The following is a 16,717-nucleotide window of genomic DNA, read 5'->3' as shown; positions in this document are numbered from 1 at the left end:
TCATGGAATCTGTTAGGTTTTGGAATTAATGTCCGTTCTCCAAACGGCAAACTCATAGATCTAAAACCTTGCCAAAAAACTTAGTGCGAAGTCATGACTGAGCTTGAATGGAAATCATTTTTAATAGATTTTATTAGGGTTCTAAATGTCAAAGATGATGAATTAGAATTCCGTGATAAAGCACGACAGTTATTCTCTTCTGAAAAAGCAGAGTCGGTAGAAGAAGATATTCTTGCAGCCGAACGCCGATTAGAGATTAAGTTTCCTAACTCATATCGCCTTTTTTTTGAAAGTTAGTAACGGTTGGCCTGAAATGGGAGCCGCTGAACCTGGAGAGCTTTGGCCCCCCAAAGGCAACACAATGGCTGCGAGATCAAGATCCAGAAATGCTTGAAGGTTGGTCAACGCTGGGTCAAGATTTATCAATGGAAGAGCACCTGTACTATAGAGATGTCGAAGAGGATACCTGTTGGTATCGTGAAGAGTATCTTCAAAATACATTAGCAATTAGTGCTTATGGTGATGCATGTCTTCTCTTATTGTCACCTGAAGTTGTGGATGGGAATGGTGAATGGGAGTGCTGGAAACTAGCTAGCTGGTACCCTGGAGCAGCTCGGTATCAAAGCTTTGAAACATGGATGATAGAAAGCTACAAACGGCATGTTGAGTGGATTAGTGAAGAACATGAGTTTCAGTGGCACTCAGCTGTTCTAAACGAACTAAATAAAAAGAACTGAACGCTCACGTTTCCTTGGGCGCTGTTCACAGCAGGTATGCTAATCCATTGTCAGCGTTCTTGAGAAGCAAGTTCTAGCCTTCTTGCAAGTAAGGCTTGTTTAAGGAGTTCATTCAACAGTTAGCGCAACCGATGGATACTCTAGCAATGCATCCTTGAATTCCTCTTTGCATTGTTCGGCCAAGTAAGGCTCTTCCCAGCTTTTGGTGATGCGATGAAAAATCTGTGAAACCATTGAAGCTAGAGTCTTTGCAATATTCTGGCCATGGAATTACTCCAAGCTTTATTACCTAGCCCCAACGGGCTCCAATTGAACGACTATGAAATGGATGTAGAACACCAGCATTTGGAATTGAGTGTTATGTCCACCCAAACGGTGGCTCCATGCCCCTTGTGCGGTAGCGTGGCTCATCGAGTGCACAGTCGATATCAACGAACCCTTGCCGACTTACCCTGCTTGCACTTCAGCTTAAGCTTGCTCGTGCTAGTCTGCAAATTCTTTTGTCCGAATTCAGAGTGTCGCCGTCGTATTTTTACCGAACGCATTCCAGAGGTGGCGGCACCTTGGGCCAGGAAAACCGTACGCCAGGTTCAGCATCTCCAGGAGATTGGGTTAGCCTTAGGCGGTGCTGCTGGTTCTCGTCTAGGCAAGTGTCTGGGCTATTTTAGCTGTGGCAGTACACTACTCAACCACTTAGAGCGCCTTCCCCTCCCTGAGTTCGAGGTTCCAAAAGTGTTAGGGGTAGACGACTTTGCGTTCCGAAAAGGCCATAATTACGGCACAATTTTAGTCAACTTAGAGACTCATCAACCTATTGCCCTGCTAGCAGATCGCAAAGCAGACACATTGGTCGATTGGCTACGAGAGCATCCAGGTATAGAAGTATTATCCCGTGACCGTTCCAAGACCTACAAAAGTGCCATGGATAAGGCTGCGCCAGACGCCAGACAAGTTGCAGATCGCTTTCATCTAGTCAAAAATTTGAGTGAAGCGCTTGAGCTTTCATTGGAAAACTACCATGCTGAGCTTAAAGCCGCTTCACGGGAGCAATACCCAGTCACTAGCTCAAATCTAGGGCATACTGCAACGGTTGTTGTAATTCCTCAATCGACTGCCACTGCAACCTTTCAAGAACGGGCACAGGCAAACCATCAAATTCGGGTACAACAGCAGCAAGAAATTAAAGCTCTCCGCGAACAACAATGGTCGACTGCAGCTATTGCAGACAAAGTCGGAGTGAGTGAATGTACTGTTCGCAAATATGGTACCCGACCTGATTTTCCAGAAACTTATAACCGACGTCCGACCTTGGGTAGGAGCCTACTCGACCCCTACAAACAGGAGGTTGTGGCTTGGTGGAATTCTGGAATAACGAACTCCAAAGTCTTGATGGTATTGCTCCGACAGAATGGCTATGAAGGCTCCCAACGCACTCTCCAGCGTTACCTTCGTGGGTTCCGCGAAGCTCAGAGCCTTCCTTCATATCGTGCTCCAGTGACAAAGTCCTTACCCACTGTCATTGATCCTCAAGCTCCTCCTTTTACACCTCGTCAAGCAGCCTATCTAATTGTGCTCAAAGAAGAGAATCGAGAACCCGAAAATAAAGAGTTGTTGGAATACCTGGTCAAACAACACCCGGACTTAGCAACCCTTGTTGATTTAGCTCATACGTTCCTTGAGTTGCTCAGACAACGACAGGCCGATGCTTTTGATTGTTGGTTGATGAAGGCATTGACCTGTCCAATTCAACCGTTGAAAAAGTTTGCTGCGGGTCTCATGGATGACTATGCTGCAGTCAAAGCCAGCATGATGATGGAGGTCAGTAATGGTCCGGTGGAGGGACTCAACAACAAACTAAAAATGCTTAAGCGTCAGATGTTTGGCAGGGCAGGATTAACACTACTCGCCAAGCGACTAATTATGGCTTCATGAGAAAGAAGCAAATCTCTTTCTGAGTAAGGGTTTAAACCGAATCACCAAAAGCTGGGAAGAACCGAAAGTAGTTGACATTCGACAAGAGCTAGGCGCTGAATGATTTTTGCGACATGATACCTGAATTGAGATCGCAAATCCCACCCACCATGATCACCTTCACCCCAACGACCGCAGATCGTATCCTCCAACTTCGCCACCAAGTTTTACGGCCAGCTTTGCCTATCGCTGAAGTCATCTTTGCAGAAGACCAAGATCAGAAAACCCGGCATTATGGAGCATTCAATAAACAGAGTGAAGCTATCTGCTGCGTCACCCTCATTCCCTCAACCTGGCACGGGGAAGCTGCATGGCGACTCAGGGCAATGGCGACGGCTCCAGGCTGGAGAAATCAGGGGATTGGCACAGGAATGATCCGATACTTGTTTAAGGATTTGCGAGCGTCCGATCAGGTAAGACCGATTTGGTCAAACGCTAGGGTTAGCTCTGCAAAATTCTACCGGGAGTTGGGATGGCGGGAAGTCTCCGAACAGTTTGAGAATGGGAACGCTGGGCTATCGGTGCAAATGCTAAGAGAAAGACCAATAAACGAGCGATGGAAACAAACGAAGCTTTTTACAACGGAGATCGCATCGCTCCGATCCCAGATCGCCTGACGATTGAGGAAAAGCTAGAGCTGTTGGACTGGCACCCGATTTTCACTGGTCGCTGTCCTAATTGTGAGATACCAATCAGGGAGACTACGCCGATCCGGGTTCACTGGGAATGTGGAGAATGTGAGTGGAAAGATGATTCGGCATAAGTCTTTTAGTGCAAAACAATAATTTGGTATCAGAATTGCGATCGCAAAATTACCTAAATACAGAGGAAACGCTAGCCACTGGGCATGTTCCGGGGGCTGGTGTTGTGTCGAAGATTAGTCTGTGATGATGCGAAAGTGGGCACCCCCGAAACGAGCAAGAGCTTAGCGAACCTCAGATCGGCAATGTCGCCATCCCAAAGCCGTGGCTTTACTCCGCTCCCTGCCTTTACTTGGGGATGCTGCATTATTGAAGTTTTGCGGGATGGGTGCAATTTTTGGGAATGGTATCAGGGTTGAGATCGCTTTCAATCTTTTAGTATGTACTTCCCAGATAACCTAAGCCCAGCCCTAAACCAGCGGAGGCATACAGTAGAAAACCTCGGACAACATAATTTAGAGTCCCTTCCAAGTTTTGTGCAGCAAGGTTTAAAGTCATCCAAAAAAATAAAACCATAAACCATCCAATAAAATGGTTGAAACCAGTCGAAGCCGCTGTCAGTATCGAAAGCACTGTCAGAAGACCACCGAAAATGAACAAACCAACTCTTAACTTTTTCAGCCAAACTATATGAGTTGGATAAGGTAAAGAAACGCACCCAACCAATGCAGCAATTCCTATTAACTCTGACAGCCCAAACCATAAAGGTGCAAAGTTATAACCTAATGCCATACCACCAGTTAGGTTAATTAATAGCCATATAATAATGCTTATCATTGCTGATTCTTTGAATCTTTAAGACTACTGAAGCAACCCCTCATCCTCAGCGCAGATCCTCGCCTTTTTTCTCAGCCAAGCCGTAAGCTCCCCTTTGCCTGGATACTTACCAACGAGTGCTTCATACACGGATTTTTCCAGACGAAGACCGACAGGCTTTGTCAACTCTTCTTGGGTATTATCAGCTCTGGGAAGGGGTTTCAGGTGATCAGTTTTGGGGTTAAGATTCCGTGGTGACATTTTTTAGTCCCTTGATCAGCGCATCTAACCTAGCACAAATATGCTTGATAACATGCATATTTGTGCTTATTTCTTATTCTAATTTTGTTTTTTGCCTAGAGTGTTTTACTGACACTATTGATCCATAAAATAGAATGTGTAAATCAATGTAAATAGTCTCTTTATATGCTTGTTAACAAGCATATAAGTGCTATAATACTTACATACAAACAAAGGCACCGCTTCCGACGATCAATCTAAAAGCGATGCCCGAGTTAAAACCACTCTTAGAGGCATTAACTATGACTACTGTACTCAAAACTCCTACAACCGTCACTGAACTTCTGAAGCTTGTTGACTCTCAAGTCACAGATCCTCTTCATCCTGAAGTGATTGCAGTCGAGATGCAGATTGAGCAATACCCCGGTGTCCGTGAAGGTGGCGACTTATTTGAAGTCTATGCACCTGTCATCTGCAAGCCTGGTCTTCTTCAGCCTCGCCTAGAGGATTGGGTCAAGACTTTCTATGGTGATGACTACTGGCTAGCAGCTTGGCGCACCATCCCCACCACTCGCCAGATTGAAGCCGAGAACGAAGAATTCTAAAAACCTCCTGGGGCATCTTTGCCCCTCCCGCTTCGCTTACACCCACTCGCTACACAGGGAATGAATATGATGACCACTCAAGCCAAACGTGAAAAGGCCCAAGCCAAACAACAAGCCACTCTGGAGAAGCTAGAGCAAGGCATCCTGAATATCTCGACTGAGGCCGACTGGAGAAAATATCTAGACTTTCATTCCAAGTTCTATAATTATTCCGCAAAAAACACGATGCTGATTTACGGCCAATGCCCAGACGCTAGCCATGTGGCAGGCTACAAAGCTTGGCAGAAGCACGGGAGACAAGTTCGCAAAGGGGAGAAAGGGATCGTAATCCTCGCCCCTTGCAAGAAGAAAATCGAAGATAAAAAGACAGGGGATAAAGCTTGGCAAATCTTTGGCTTTAAGACTGCAAGCGTTTTTGATGTTAGCCAAACCGATGGCGAAGAATTACAGGAAACAGACATCAAGGCTCAGACCACTGAGGCCGAGCTATACCGGAACCTCAAAGCCTTAGGGGAAGCTCAAGGGTTTACGGTGCTTGAGCAAGCCTATCCTGGGGCTTACGGGGTCTGTATCTACAAACCAACAGGGATAGAGATTCGGGTTGACCCTTTGCTCAGTGTGGAATTAAGAGCTAGCATTCTCGCCCATGAGCTAGGCCATGCCCTCATGCACAACGCTGATGAGTACAAGGGGCATTCTCTGACTTCCCAAAAGGAATTAGAGGCCGAATCGGTTGCTTACTGTGTGACTCAATATTTTGGAGTTGCTGAGGATCAGAAGCGTTCTTTTGCCTACATCACTTGTTGGAACCGAGAAAGCGATCAGGCACTTGAGCAATTCAAAGCGTCAATGAGTGTGATCGCAAAAACCGTTAAGGCGATTATTGAGGGAATTGAAAAAATACCCTCTGAAAAAACAGAGAAAGACTTGATTTCGGCCTGAGACAGCATACCTGGGGCGTCAAATATCGCCCCAGGTTTCTATCGAAACTTGAAAGTTTTAATTCAGGTAAATTATTGCACATTGTACAATATACATATTATGATAGTGACATGATTAAAAGCTTTCGCCACAAAGGACTTAAGCGTTTTTTCGAGACTGGCTCAACTGCGGGCATCCAAGCCAAACACCAGACACGATTGAGATTGCAGCTTCAAGTCTTAAACAGCATCTCGAATGTGCTAGAGCTTGATATTCCTGGGTTCTATCTCCATAAGTTAAAGCCAAGCTCTCGATGGTCGATTCGCGTTAGTGGCAACTGGAGACTCACCTTTGAATTCACTGATGGCGACGTTATTGTGCTTGATTACGAGGACTACCACTGATGTTGATGCATAACCCACCCCACCCCGGCGAGGTCATTCAGGGATTGTTTATTGAACCCAACGAATGGACCCTGACTGATGTTGCAAATGCTTTAGAGGTCAGCCCCGGTAATTTTTCAAGGCTGGTCAATGGCAAAATTTCCCTGAGTTCTGATATGGCCGTGAGGCTGTCTAGGGTTTTGGGCCTGGAGCCGCTAACCTGGATGCGAATGCAGGCCGATCATGATATTTGGAATGCACAGCAAGAAAATGATCATGCTGAGTTGAAGCGGTTGGCGGATAAGGTTTAAATTCGTTACCCCAGTTGTAATTTTTCTGCTCCCTGATTTTCATTTTTTAATCTCTGTTCCTGACGAAGCTGTACCAGAAAATATAGAATTACAGCTTTAATACTGAAAGTCAGTCCTAAGAATCCCCCATACCCAATGTGATGCCTGATCCTGTCTAGCCCTGGTAAATAGCCACACTGCGATTCCAAGCTGAACAGAGTAAGTCACAGAAACCCTTACTAGATCATTTATTTGTGAAATTGTGCCAATCACTCCAAAATAGTTAGGAGTATATATCCTTCCTTTTATCATTTCAACTAGAGGATTATTGAGAGCTAACTGAATAGCTCAGCATGCTATGAGAATCAATACAAACTTTTCAGTTTTTTGGGTATTCATGGCTATTGAATATTACTTTTTATCTAGAAATTATAGATACCAACGCAGGATCTTTGATATTACCTTACTAGGGATGAAGGCTGATCATTGACTATCCAATACTAATATTAAGCATCGAGAATTAATCTGAATTACCTAGGTAACATAAATTCCTTGTAAAATCTGAGATTTATAGAATTACACTATCAGGCCCAATTGAAGAGTTGCTGACACCAGGTATAACGAAGGCTAGAAACTAAACAGAGAATAGATTTCAGGGATTTATGTTTCTCGATGTTCTTTAACTTTTAGTAATAACTTGGTTTTTGATCGAACGTATTTGCGTCGTTTCAGGCCCCTAAAAGTGCTTGATTGCACCTGGTGTCAGCAACCCTTCAATTGGGCCAGGTATGAAGTGGACCGCTCAAGGGGTGGCTGCCTTAGCTTCTTTGGAAGCTCTGAGTCGAAATGGAGAGCTTGAGGTATGGAGAAAGACCAGAACTCTTCCCGACTGGAAGCTTGAACCGTTTGAAGAAGCTGCTTGAGATAGGCTGATCTTTACACCGACTTATGACCACTAGGGACCTGTCAAACACAGGTATCACCCAACCCTAGGATTTGGTGAGTTTAATGCTGCTCATCGATTCTGTTAAGCGGTGGACGAAGTGAGTAACTTTTTGAGACCTCGCAGTCGAATGGCAGAATTCGTGTCACTATCTGATCGAAGACTGAAATTCATCAAAGGAGTCAATGAACTCCAAGAATTATTCCAGGCTGCTTAACAATAAAGACGAGGAAAACTGGGGGTACTAATCGCTGTTTTCAAGGGATTTGGCTAACCACTTCTGACGGATTCCTTGCCATATATAAGATCAAGCAGGTATAAATTCTTTATTGATTCGGTAGGAATCGGAGGACATCTGTGACTGTAATGTTTGTCGATATAACTGCATTGAATTTCCGAAGTGAGCCGCGCGTTGCTGCAGAGACCCGAATTGGTACTGTATACCTGTGTCAGAAGCTCAAGAATGTTAGGGAGGCAGATGTTGAGGGCTGGGTAGCGTGTGTAGCCGAGATAGATGGCTCAGATAGAGAAGGCTTTGTTTCTGCCAGATACTTACGCGCACCTATTTCGGAAAATCGAGAAAAGCTAGTCGCGTCCGTTCACCGTGAGTGGATGAGATTCGCTCGAGGAGCTGGTAAAGAGCACCATGATCCATACTACCTGTATGTAGGTGAAATGTGGCAAGCCTTAGGTCTCAATCTTGATGGTACTGATCGCGATACGCCTTGGTCAGCAGCCGCTATTTCTTTCATGGTGAAAAACGCAGGCCCAGCGTACAGCCAATTTAAATTCGCTGCAGCCCACTCAAAGTTTATTCATCACTCCATAAATGCACGGATTACCAATGACAGATCTGCTCCGTTCTGGGGGTATCGATTGGACGAAGTGCAGCCTGAACTCGGTGATATTATTTGCCGCGACAACCCGCTCCATGCACCTGCTGTCGATTTTGATGTCGCAACATCACAAGATAGTTATCGTAGTCATACTGATGTCATTATGCATATAGATTCCACGAATAACAGGATCGTTGCGATTGGTGGAAATGTAGGACATTCTGTGAAAATAGCAGAGTATGATCTCACTTTTGGCGATTTCGCTGCAGAAACAAGACATACCTTTGCATTATTAAAAAATATTGCTGACTCATAGTAAAAGCTAAAATGACGAAGATCTGATTCTTGCATAGGTAAATAGGTCACAGATATACATAATCTTGATCTACGCAATAAAGGCTTCAGTAACAGGCAAGTTTACACACTTTTATGATTCAGTCGAATATTGAAGAGGATTGCATACCAGATAATTCAGAAGGTACTGAGGATAAAACAGTTTGGTCAAGAGTAATTTAAAGCCTCTGCTTCTAATGAAGCTTGCACAAAAAGAACTAGTAAGATGCCAATGAACAAGCTCACCAACCTCCTACTAAGCTGCACAGTAATTTTTCTCGGATTGGCCGTTAGCCCCGCAAGTTTAGCGCACCTCAGATCGGCAAGGTCGCTCTCACAAAACCATGCTTTTGCTCCACTCCCTGCCTTTACTTAGGGATGCTGCATTATCGAAATTTTGCGGGTTGGGTGCGGCTTTCGGGATGGTTTCAGGGTTGCGATCTCAAGCCATTCCTAGCCTAGACCCCCCTCATTCTCAGCCAAGCGGTTTCCCCTTGCCTGGGTGCTATTGGAACAGCGCTACATAAACATCTTCATCTAAACCGACTTTTACCTACTGTGACAAGAATCAGGACTTAATCGGCTACTTGAAAATTGTTTTACAGGCTTTCCATCTGTCAGCAGTATCTTGTTGTCCTTAGTCTGAATCCAACCAGTAGCTTGCATCACTTTTGGACGGGCTGATTGAACTTCATAGTTTTGCAGACGCTTGGGTCGTCTCTGATGAATTCTCATGAAGTATGAGTGTTTGCTAGTAGAGGTTAAACGCATATCACGCCAAATAGCTGATTCAGCCAATAAGATTTCGCTTGGCTGGACCATTGTTGGACGGTGAATAGAAAGAGTATTATTTGCTTTTGGTCCACCTGGCTTACAACTAAGCCAAATAACAGACCTTTGAGTTATATCTATCTCATTAGGTAAGATTGGAATTCTTTCACTATCATTCTTACTGAACTGAATAAATTGCTTAATAAGACCTGAATTTTGATCTTCTAAGCCAAATTGGTTGACTATACCTCGTATTTCTATTGATGAAGGTATTGCTGGAATTCTAATGGGCAAAAAAGATTGCGCGATAGCTACATTTGAACTCCAGTGATTAAATCCAGAGAAAAGTGCTATCAAGCAGGTCTTCAATAAATATTTAATGATTGGAGATGAATATTTAAGCTGCATTATTCATTTCCTTTTGCGACTGAAATAATGGATGAGTATCAGCCGGGAAAGCATTGATCAATTGCCCACTTCCACAAACCTTCACTTCTATATAATTCATCAGGTTCTCTTCCTAAATTTATGCAGGCAAAACCCAAATAACCCCCGTATTATCGATGCAGAGGCCATACCGTTGTCCATCATCATCGCGCCAATGGCTTAACGACCTATCGCTGTCAACAATGCAAAATCAACCATACCCCAGGCGGCACAGTAGAAAGACCAAAAAGAGAAGATGGGCAAACCCCGCAACAGACTTAGAAAAAGGCCAATAGAGAGACTAAACCAAGCCCAACGAGAACGTCACAGGAAAAAGAAAGAAGAAGGAAAGGTAATATAGATTCCGCATGGATTCTAAAAATATGGGTTATTTATTAGGTGCAAAGTGAAAGGATTGGTATCGAGTTGCGATGCTCTCCGAGCGACATTCAGCCATCACAACACTCCCCATCCCCGAACCTCAACCCTTCCCTAATTAACATAAATCCCCTGGAGAATCTGAGACTTTAGAGCTTCAAAATCAGTCACAGGTATTTCATAGGAAGGATTGCAGAGCTTCCTAAGCAGCATTTCCAGCATTGGGTTGTCGCTGTTATACTCCACCTCTGCTAGGGTTTCGGAGTTTTCGTATAGGACAACCCTTGTTTTCTTAGGCCATTCCTGAATGAGAAACCTCATACCCCTGGATTGGTCGCAGAAATGGGATTCATTGAGAGCATCGGTGCTGTCTTTGCTAGGCGTATCGGTGTAGAAAATCAGATCAAACCCAGAGAAATCACCATTGATAATGGTGTTGGCGAGATTGAGAGAGCCGAAGAGTCGATCCAGATTTACTGTCATGATTGTGCCTCAATAGCTAAGTAATACAGAATCCGTCGAGAAACTGAAAGATTGAAAGACTGGGGCTTAACTTTCTGGCGTATTGCAATTGCGATCGCAGATGCATCCCTAAGACTCCAGTGCTTAGGACTCATTTAACCCACGAGCGAGATAGACCCTTATATCTGGGTCGATTGGAGTTGGCCTCTCATCTACAAAGGTCTCAGGATTTTGAAAGTCAATTTTTCGAGCTTCGGTATCGCTCACTTTTTTATTGAACCCTTCATGGATAAAACAAATACCTACAGGAATATCTGCAAATTTGGGATGATTCTTCTGTTCTAAAATCTCGTTAATTTGATCAATAACGTGCTCATCATCGTCTAGCCAACCGTTCCCGATCAGAGAAAAGCCTTTGTCTTCAAACAAGGCCAGGATTTCTAAAGCCACTCTATCTGGTTGATTTTGAGTGGCGATATTTGCGATTTCTGCTCTTAGAGTAGTCATTGATATATCTCCAAAATATTCATGGGCTAATGGATGACTAATGAATAATTAGCTAGTTAACACAGAATCCGTCAAGAATCTGAAAAATTGAAAGACTAGGTGAATTAATAGGTGTGATATCAGGGAGTTGGTATCAGGATTTGCGATCGCATATCCGCATATCTGCATATCTCGCATCCCCGACACCACCCCCTCGATCACTTCCCCGAAACCTGCTCAATGGGCGAAGTCACAGCCGCATTCTGCCCAACGCTCAGGTGATAGAGTAAGCCCCCAGCAGGTATGCCGATCACTAGGCCAATGCCAATTAACGCAATTTTGAACCATGTCCCTTCTCGTTTAATTTCCCTCTCAGTCCGCTTAATTCGCTGGAGCTTTTCAAGCTGACTGATTTCCTTGTCTTTGAGCTTTAAATCAACAATGCGCTGTTTGATGGCCTTCTCGTTTTCCGCAAGCAGGCCATCCATCCGGGCCGTTAGTTGCTGCTGGACAACAATGGCGTAGGGTTCTGTACTCCAGTGAGTTCTGTTGGCTTTTTTTCTGCTCCCTTGCCCTCCAAGCTAGCGGTCATCCGTTGTGTAAATTCAGCCTTAAATTCCTCTGAAAGAAGTTCCTTGGCTAAGCCCTGGCGATACTTAGTCATAAACAGATTCTTCAGCCGTTCCTGTTCTTCATAGGCCAGGTCTGCAAACCCTTTAATTTGAGAGATGGTGACAACTATCGCAGCGTTGGCCTGCTCATCAATGAACCTCTCCATCTGGATCGACTCAGGATCTGATCCAGCCTCAACGACTGGGGGTGTATCCTCGACGACGGGCTGAGGAGGGATGATCGCCTCAGCGGGAGAGACACAATCATTGACCTGTTGGCAAATCTCCTCAAACCGATCCCGGTAGTCAATCAAACTCCCCTCAGCCTCAGTAATGCACTGGTGAATCTCATCAAACTGGGTGCCTGTGATGCCAACGTTATGGGCAATATTCCGCATATAGCCTTCAAGATAGTCCCGTCCTTTTTCTTCGTGGCTAACTTTCATCGCTAATAAGGTTTCGGCTTGATCATCCGTGAATTCGGTTGTACCAGTCCAGCTGCAAGCCTCTAACATCGGCTCTAGTTTTTCCTTGGAGGTCTTCAGGATTTCGAGAATGTCATCAATGGTATGCATGTCGTTGTCCTTGATTTAAATAGCGTTAATGGGAACATAGGCAGATTGCACCATCAGCAGCAAATCAGAATAAATTATTCAGTGGATCGCCACTTTGCTCTGGGGTAGATGCTAAATAAACTGGTTCCTGGGCAGCAGACGGTGATTGTTCTGGGGTCACTTTTTTGGTTACCTCTGGGGTCACTTCCGGGGTCACCTCAGAGGTAACCTCCCCACCCCCGATCAGGTCCAAGGCTTCTTGATGAAACCCCTTGATGTGAAGCTTGCCGCCATTGATATGGCCTTGAATCTCTTTCTCTGGCAACTCAGCCAAACTTGATCCAAGTGGCCCCACTACTGACCACATGGCTTGAATCATCACTCGCTCCAAGTTGTCGCCAAAATAGCCTCTCAGAGCTTCTAATCTCCGGCCATTGAGGGATTGGTCTGGGTATTGGAGCTGAATCTTCATCGTCCTTCTACCCATGAGTTGCACCCTCCATCAGCAGAAACGAATCGGTGAACCGGGGCTTAATCTCCTTGTTCTTGGGTTCCTGCATGTCGGGATAAGCGGAAATCATCGACTTCAGAGAATCAGCAAAGAAGGCAAGCCGACCCCCAAAGGTTGCTTTCAGTTCAGGGAGCCAGACCCGCATCGAGCCACCCGTCACATAGATTTTGGACACGGTATTGACCTTGGGTTCTAGCATCAGTTGCTGTAAGATTCGCCGCCAGGTCCGTGCTTTGGCTTGCTTAAAGTTGATTCGGGCTTTCTCTAAGCTGTCCTCACCCACGAGCCGCTTGAGTCCTCCTTTGCCTACTGCTTCCATATGCAGAAATTCAGCTAAGAGTAATTCATCGTTGATGTAGCAAGGAAACTCATTAATCAAAGCAATCATGCCCATGCCCGTAATCGTCTGACAGGCACTCGATTGAATGACTCGATTTCTGACAGGCACGATGGAGATGTCTTTATGACCAAACATCAGCACTAGGGCATCAGGGACGATGACATTTTGAGCAACACCAGACCCCTCTGGGTAGACCCGCACTCGATTAATTCGCAGACTGGGTTTAACGCCATTCAGCCTGACCTCGTACATGGCTTTTGTCAGATTGTCTTCTAGCTGCTGAAATGTTTTCCTCTCACCGACTGGCAGCAATACCCGCAGGTCCAAACTGCCCTCGGTAAATTTTTCCTGCTCAATAATCTTGCCTAGCATTCCCAGAACTCGGATAGATGCCGTGTTAGATTTTGCGGCTCTGACTCGGGTTTCATGCAGGGCATACCGGGCTGATTCACCCACGGTCCAGGCTCGATCCCTAATTTCAATGGTGCAGCTATCGGGGGCTAAGTCCCGGTGCTTTTCCTCGTCTACGGCATTGGCTTGAGTCACCCAGCCTTTGCGAGGAGTGTTCCGCTGGAATCCACCCACGAATCCCTCGGCATCATTCGGTGGTCCTTTATCAATCGTGTAGCAACCTTTGCCCAAACTTGAGCCCATGTCGGCGGCAACGGTCAATGTGTAAACCATTTTTCTCGTCCTCTGTGACCTACCTAAGAAACGTAGGCAGAATGACCCCTGAGGTGCAAACGAAAAACCCGGTTTTTTTACGGTTTTCTACAGTCATTTACAGTCGAATACAGTCACTTACAGCCGAGCTGCTAGACAACCGCTGAAAGCAAGACAGGGAGGGGAGTCAAGAATGTGCTGGAGAACTTCTGAGGGGAGACGTGAGGGGCATACACCTAACCACCACTACATGGGTTTGGACCAACTTTGAGGGTAAATGGGGTTTTTGCAGTTTTTTTGTCACACGTTTGAAACTTTTACACTACAGAGCTGTAGTGTATCTGAAACTATTGTGTTACAGAAATATTTTCCTTATCTTTTACCCTGAAATTTCATCTCCGCTAGTACAGGATTAGGTCAGACAACTCATCAGCATGGCTTACCAAGATACTTGAACTTCGATTATTTTTTGGATATTATTTACGCGCCCACAAGATTCCCACTTGATATTCTGACACCTAGATTCTCTCTATCTCAAAAGCTCTAGCTAGAATAAGGCCACCCGAAAACCGACGTAGAGGTTGCGGTCACCGGGATCGTTCCTGAGGCGATTCGCCGAGCGACAATACCTCGGATTGCAGAGCCAGGAGCCACCGCGAATAACTCTTTTAGACGTATTTTTATTAATCCAGGCAGTCCCATCTGTGGGCGCTCCGGTGTAGTTGTCATGCCAAGTATCTTGACACCACTCCCAAACAGTCCCGTGCATGTCATAAAGACCAAAGGTATTGGGAGGAAAACTGCCTACATCAGTTGTCTGCTCTCTAAATTCTCCCTTTGAAACAGATCCATAGGTATAGTTGCCATCATAATTGACTAGCTTTGGAGTAATGGTTTCTCCAAAATAAAACGGTGTGGTCGTTCCCACTCGACAGGCATATTCCCACTCGGCTTCACTGGGTAGTCGATAGTCTTTGCCACTTTCCTGGGAAAGCTTCTGGCAAAATCCCACCGCATCTTCCCAAGATACTTGCTCTACAGGAAGATTAGCTCCTTTGAAATTAGAGGGGTTAGACCCCATGATCACTTCCCATTGGGCTTGGGTAACTGGATACTTGCCCAAATAAAATGTGGAAAGGGTCACTTCATGCTGAGGGGCTTCATCATCATCCCTTTCCTCTTCACTGGAAGGTGAACCCATTGTGAAGGTGCCTTCTGGTATCTCCACCATCTCTAAGGTCGTGCTGCTGTCTAGCTCCTCTGCAAAAAACTGAGCTTGCTCTTGTTTACGGTTGGTAATGCTTCCAACTTCATCAACACTTACGACTTCAAACTCAAAGCTGTTTAAGTTGGATGAAGATGAAAGGAGAGGGGAGGCTTCAGGTGAATCAGACGAGGTTGAACTATTCTTGATTGCTTCCCATGCCAGCACACTACCTAAGCCCACACCGCCAAAGGCCACTAAGGTCAAGAATTGACGGCGATTCTTTTTTTGAGGGGCTGGACTTGAAGCCTGGGATGAAGATGTTGGTGAGATTGGGGTTTGCTGACGTGCTTTCTCTTGTTGTCTGAGTTGTTCCTGCCGATTGGCTTCCGCTTTTTGCCTAAGCTGTTCCTGACGTTTGGCTTCAGCTTGTTGTTTTTTTCTCTCTTGTCGTTCTACCTCAGCTTGTTTCAAAATAGGCTGCTCAATCCGAGCCACATCTGCATCCAGCAATCCCAAGGACTGCTGTAATTGCTTAAGCCCCTCTCGCACATAGTCATCCAGGGGATAGACGGATCGTACTATTTTTTTTAGCTCTGCTTCATACTGTCGTAAATTTTCCGCAGGAGCGGGCTCTGGATTCTTCACTAGATCTGTTAGAACTTCATTCGCAGTTTGATAACGATCGGTGGGTTCTATCTGGAGTAGTTTATCTAGAACTTGACCTAGTTCTGCGCTAATGGGCTGCTGTAAATGCTTGCGCCATTCACTTAGCCAGCCATACCCCTGCATTTTCCATAAACTCCAAGGGTTTATTCCCGTCATTAAATGGAAACAGCTTGCCCCCAAGCTATATAAATCACTATTGGCGTGAGCGATACCTGATTCCATTTGTTCTGGGGCTGCATAGCCTAATGAACCCACTATTGTTCCAGCTATAGACACTATCGATTTAGAAAGCTGCTTGGACACGCCAAAATCAATCAGGATTAACTTGCCATCACTCCCTCTACGCATGATGTTCTCTGGCTTAATATCCCGATGGATGACTTTGCGCTGATGAATGGCTTCAAATACTGGCAGCAGATCTTGAAGCAATGACTGGATCTTCTTGTCATTGAAACAACCATCTGCTTTCAGTTCTTTTAGAAGATCCTGGCCTTCTATATACTGTTGGACGAGGTAAAAGTAGCCACGTTCTTCAAAATAAGCAAACAGAGACGGAATCTGGGGATTTTCCCATAACTGCTGTAATTGCTCTGCTTCCCGCATGAACAAATCAACAATCAACTTACTGGCATGGGAGCCTTGAGCTTGATAAACAAGCTGTTTGACCACACATTTCTCTTTTAATTTGTCTGTGTCTTCTGCTAAATAAGTTTTACCAAATCCTCCGCGTCCCAGCGGCTTGATGATTTTGAATCGATGACGGAGCACTGCTGTTAGCTCGGTTCCGCAAGACTGGCAAAACTTATCGGTATCTTGATTAATTGGCTTTTCGCAATCAGGGTTCAGGCAGCAGAGCATCAACTTCAAGCTATAGTAACTCCCTTCATCGACCAGCATAACCGCAGGGCTATCAGTCACGGAAACAT

At 45.2% G+C, this 16,717-nt stretch carries 20 protein-coding genes; 10 read left to right on the top strand and 10 right to left on the bottom strand.

From position 1 onward, the window contains the following. Nucleotides 1-93: 93 nt before the first annotated feature. The 4 genes from HRE53_RS32990 to HRE53_RS32975 all read left to right on the top strand — a co-directional run bounded on the left by HRE53_RS32990 (nucleotide 94) and on the right by HRE53_RS32975 (nucleotide 3,325). Nucleotides 94-297, top strand: coding sequence for a hypothetical protein (locus HRE53_RS32990; RefSeq protein WP_235112760.1), 204 nt, complete (start codon nucleotides 94-96; stop codon nucleotides 295-297). Between the two features lie 89 nt (nucleotides 298-386). Further along, the gene (locus HRE53_RS32985) at nucleotides 387-737 is read left to right on the top strand and encodes a hypothetical protein (protein ID WP_235112759.1); all 351 of its coding nucleotides are present in this window, start codon (nucleotides 387-389) and stop codon (nucleotides 735-737) included. Between the two features lie 264 nt (nucleotides 738-1,001). Then, nucleotides 1,002-2,669 (top strand): ISL3 family transposase, encoded by a 1,668-nt coding sequence (locus tag HRE53_RS32980; RefSeq protein WP_235108595.1) that lies wholly within the window; start codon nucleotides 1,002-1,004, stop codon nucleotides 2,667-2,669. A 113-nt stretch (nucleotides 2,670-2,782) separates the two neighbouring features. Next, nucleotides 2,783-3,325 carry a GNAT family N-acetyltransferase gene (locus HRE53_RS32975; RefSeq protein ID WP_235112758.1) on the top strand — a complete coding sequence of 181 codons (543 nt, stop codon included), beginning with the start codon at nucleotides 2,783-2,785 and terminating at the stop codon, nucleotides 3,323-3,325. A 459-nt stretch (nucleotides 3,326-3,784) separates the two neighbouring features. On the opposite strand, the gene HRE53_RS32970 is transcribed toward HRE53_RS32975, so the two are convergent. Together HRE53_RS32970 and HRE53_RS32965 are read right to left on the bottom strand one after the other, a co-directional pair. Next, nucleotides 3,785-4,186 carry a hypothetical protein gene (locus tag HRE53_RS32970; RefSeq protein WP_235112757.1) on the bottom strand — a complete coding sequence of 134 codons (402 nt, stop codon included), beginning with the start codon at nucleotides 4,184-4,186 and terminating at the stop codon, nucleotides 3,785-3,787. A gap of 24 nt (nucleotides 4,187-4,210) precedes the next feature. Continuing rightward, nucleotides 4,211-4,426: a hypothetical protein gene (locus HRE53_RS32965; RefSeq protein WP_235112756.1), complete on the bottom strand. Its 216-nt coding sequence runs from the start codon at nucleotides 4,424-4,426 to the stop codon at nucleotides 4,211-4,213. Between the two features lie 281 nt (nucleotides 4,427-4,707). Here HRE53_RS32965 and HRE53_RS32960 point away from each other — a divergent pair, with 281 nt between their 5' ends. The 6 genes from HRE53_RS32960 to HRE53_RS32935 all read left to right on the top strand — a co-directional run bounded on the left by HRE53_RS32960 (nucleotide 4,708) and on the right by HRE53_RS32935 (nucleotide 8,699). After that, nucleotides 4,708-5,010 carry a hypothetical protein gene (locus tag HRE53_RS32960; RefSeq protein ID WP_235112755.1) on the top strand — a complete coding sequence of 101 codons (303 nt, stop codon included), beginning with the start codon at nucleotides 4,708-4,710 and terminating at the stop codon, nucleotides 5,008-5,010. Between the two features lie 66 nt (nucleotides 5,011-5,076). Continuing rightward, entirely contained in the window at nucleotides 5,077-5,952 is an 876-nt protein-coding gene (locus HRE53_RS32955; protein ID WP_235112754.1) for an ArdC-like ssDNA-binding domain-containing protein, read from the top strand. 110 nt (nucleotides 5,953-6,062) lie between these two features. Further along, the gene (locus HRE53_RS32950) at nucleotides 6,063-6,335 is read left to right on the top strand and encodes a type II toxin-antitoxin system RelE/ParE family toxin (protein ID WP_235112749.1); all 273 of its coding nucleotides are present in this window, start codon (nucleotides 6,063-6,065) and stop codon (nucleotides 6,333-6,335) included. After that, nucleotides 6,335-6,625, top strand: coding sequence for a HigA family addiction module antitoxin (locus HRE53_RS32945; protein ID WP_235112745.1), 291 nt, complete (start codon nucleotides 6,335-6,337; stop codon nucleotides 6,623-6,625). Before HRE53_RS32950 ends, HRE53_RS32945 begins: the two co-directional genes overlap by 1 nt. Before the next feature lie 767 nt (nucleotides 6,626-7,392). Beyond that, nucleotides 7,393-7,527, top strand: coding sequence for a hypothetical protein (locus HRE53_RS34760; RefSeq protein WP_255801689.1), 135 nt, complete (start codon nucleotides 7,393-7,395; stop codon nucleotides 7,525-7,527). Between the two features lie 386 nt (nucleotides 7,528-7,913). After that, the gene (locus HRE53_RS32935; protein WP_235112876.1) at nucleotides 7,914-8,699 is read left to right on the top strand and encodes a DUF2272 domain-containing protein; all 786 of its coding nucleotides are present in this window, start codon (nucleotides 7,914-7,916) and stop codon (nucleotides 8,697-8,699) included. Nucleotides 8,700-9,265: 566 nt separating this feature from the next. On the opposite strand, the gene HRE53_RS32930 is transcribed toward HRE53_RS32935, so the two are convergent. From HRE53_RS32930 to HRE53_RS32895, 8 genes are all read right to left on the bottom strand, one after another. Next, nucleotides 9,266-9,895 (bottom strand): hypothetical protein, encoded by a 630-nt coding sequence (locus HRE53_RS32930; protein WP_235112743.1) that lies wholly within the window; start codon nucleotides 9,893-9,895, stop codon nucleotides 9,266-9,268. A gap of 510 nt (nucleotides 9,896-10,405) precedes the next feature. After that, nucleotides 10,406-10,774, bottom strand: a complete 369-nt coding sequence (locus tag HRE53_RS32925; RefSeq protein WP_235112740.1) for a hypothetical protein — start codon at nucleotides 10,772-10,774, stop codon at nucleotides 10,406-10,408. Between the two features lie 123 nt (nucleotides 10,775-10,897). Continuing rightward, nucleotides 10,898-11,260 (bottom strand): hypothetical protein, encoded by a 363-nt coding sequence (locus HRE53_RS32920; RefSeq protein WP_235112738.1) that lies wholly within the window; start codon nucleotides 11,258-11,260, stop codon nucleotides 10,898-10,900. Between the two features lie 197 nt (nucleotides 11,261-11,457). Beyond that, nucleotides 11,458-11,727, bottom strand: a complete 270-nt coding sequence (locus HRE53_RS32915; protein WP_212667297.1) for a hypothetical protein — start codon at nucleotides 11,725-11,727, stop codon at nucleotides 11,458-11,460. 8 nt (nucleotides 11,728-11,735) lie between these two features. After that, complete coding sequence (locus HRE53_RS32910) at nucleotides 11,736-12,425, bottom strand: hypothetical protein (protein ID WP_235112736.1); 690 nt, start codon at nucleotides 12,423-12,425, stop codon at nucleotides 11,736-11,738. Between the two features lie 64 nt (nucleotides 12,426-12,489). Then, the gene (locus HRE53_RS32905; RefSeq protein ID WP_235112734.1) at nucleotides 12,490-12,891 is read right to left on the bottom strand and encodes a hypothetical protein; all 402 of its coding nucleotides are present in this window, start codon (nucleotides 12,889-12,891) and stop codon (nucleotides 12,490-12,492) included. Next, nucleotides 12,884-13,939 carry a ParM/StbA family protein gene (locus HRE53_RS32900; RefSeq protein WP_235112732.1) on the bottom strand — a complete coding sequence of 352 codons (1,056 nt, stop codon included), beginning with the start codon at nucleotides 13,937-13,939 and terminating at the stop codon, nucleotides 12,884-12,886. The genes HRE53_RS32905 and HRE53_RS32900 overlap by 8 nt, the downstream gene beginning before the upstream one ends. A gap of 526 nt (nucleotides 13,940-14,465) precedes the next feature. After that, nucleotides 14,466-16,709 (bottom strand): SUMF1/EgtB/PvdO family nonheme iron enzyme, encoded by a 2,244-nt coding sequence (locus HRE53_RS32895; RefSeq protein ID WP_235112731.1) that lies wholly within the window; start codon nucleotides 16,707-16,709, stop codon nucleotides 14,466-14,468. Between the last annotated feature and the right edge of the window lie 8 nt (nucleotides 16,710-16,717).

The sequence above is a fragment of the Acaryochloris sp. 'Moss Beach' genome (assembly GCF_021497025.1).
In the GTDB taxonomy this organism is placed as follows: domain Bacteria; phylum Cyanobacteriota; class Cyanobacteriia; order Thermosynechococcales; family Thermosynechococcaceae; genus Acaryochloris; species Acaryochloris marina_A.
This window is presented reverse-complemented; position numbering and strand designations above follow the sequence as displayed.